The sequence below is a fragment of the Alcaligenes pakistanensis genome (assembly GCF_014652815.1).
Classification (GTDB): domain Bacteria; phylum Pseudomonadota; class Gammaproteobacteria; order Burkholderiales; family Burkholderiaceae_B; genus Alcaligenes; species Alcaligenes pakistanensis.
Genome location: NZ_BMZN01000012.1, coordinates 1 through 1,731 on the forward strand (window position 1 = coordinate 1; position 1,731 = coordinate 1,731).

The 1,731-nt window shown below is 51.8% G+C and carries 2 rRNA genes; both read right to left on the reverse strand.

What is annotated here, in order from left to right:
• Positions 1-54: 54 nt before the first annotated feature.
• Positions 55-167, reverse strand: a 5S ribosomal RNA gene (gene rrf / locus IE156_RS18285).
• Positions 168-348: 181 nt separating this feature from the next.
• A 23S ribosomal RNA gene (locus IE156_RS18290) occupies positions 349-1,731 on the reverse strand; the annotation flags it as partial.

Genomic DNA, 1,731 nt, shown 5'->3' on the forward strand with positions numbered 1-1,731 from the left:
CATAAAAAACAAAACCCCCACAAGCAATGCTTGCGGGGGTTTTGAGGAATAAGAGCTTGACGATGACCTACTTTCACAGACGTCCGTCCACTATCATCGGCGCAAAGGCGTTTCACAATCCTGTTCGGGATGGGAAGGTGTGGGACCACCTCGCTATGGTCGTCAAGCGTAAACTGGTTGCCGAGTCGTCTTTTAAGGGACGCCCCAGCCAATTGGAAGAAGCACCTTGCTGCGATCAGTACGGATCAATCAGCAAGTGTTTGCGAAGGTGTCGAGCGCGGGTTGCGCTGCACTTCAATATTACGTTCTGTGGTCAACAACTTAACTCACTACAACCACAAGGGTTATAGGATCAAGCCACACGGGCAATTAGTACTGGTTAGCTACATGCATTACTGCACTTCCACACCCAGCCTATCAACGTCCTGGTCTCGGACGACCCTACAGGGAGGTCAAGCCTCCGGGATATCTAATCTTCAGACGAGTTTCCCGCTTAGATGCCTTCAGCGGTTATCTCTTCCGTACGTAGCTACTCGGCAATGCCATTGGCATGACAACCGATACACCAGTGGTACGTCCACTCCGGTCCTCTCGTACTAGGAGCAGGCTCCGTCAAATATCCAACGCCCACGGCAGATAGGGACCAAACTGTCTCACGACGTTTTAAACCCAGCTCACGTACCTCTTTAAATGGCGAACAGCCATACCCTTGGGACCGGCTACAGCCCCAGGATGAGATGAGCCGACATCGAGGTGCCAAACACCGCCGTCGATATGAACTCTTGGGCGGTATCAGCCTGTTATCCCCAGAGTACCTTTTATCCGTTGAGCGATGGCCCTTCCATACAGAACCACCGGATCACTATGTCCTACTTTCGTACCTGTTCGACTTGTCAGTCTCACAGTCAAGCACGCTTATGCCATTGCACTATCAAGACGATTTCCGACCGTCTCTAGCGTACCTTCGAACTCCTCCGTTACACTTTAGGAGGAGACCGCCCCAGTCAAACTGCCCACCATGCACGGTCCCCGATCCAGATAATGGACCTAGGTTAGAACCGCAAACAGACCAGGGTGGTATTTCAAGGTTGGCTCCACGCAATCTAGCGATCACGCTTCAACGCCTCCCACCTATCCTACACAGGCCGGTTCACAGTTCAATGCAAAGCTACAGTAAAGGTTCATGGGGTCTTTCCGTCTAGCCGCGGGGAGATTGCATCATCACAACCATGTCAACTTCGCTGAGTCTCAGGAGGAGACAGTGTGGCCATCGTTACGCCATTCGTGCAGGTCGGAACTTACCCGACAAGGAATTTCGCTACCTTAGGACCGTTATAGTTACGGCCGCCGTTTACCGGGGCTTCGATCAAGAGCTTGCACCCCATCACTTAACCTTCCGGCACCGGGCAGGCGTCACACCCTATACGTCCACTTTCGTGTTTGCAGAGTGCTGTGTTTTTAGTAAACAGTCGCAGCCACCGATTCACTGCGGCCTCTTCATGCTTTGTGCGCAGGCACATCACACTAATGAGGCATACCTTCTCCCGAAGTTACGGTATTAATTTGCCGAGTTCCTTCTCCTGAGTTCTCTCAAGCGCCTTGGAATATTCATCCCGTCCACCTGTGTCGGTTTGCGGTACGGTCTCGTAGAGCTGAAGCTTAGAGGCTTTTCTTGGAACTGCTTCTAGTTAGTTTAGAGCCGAAGCTCTATTCAGTCACACCCTTGAATTA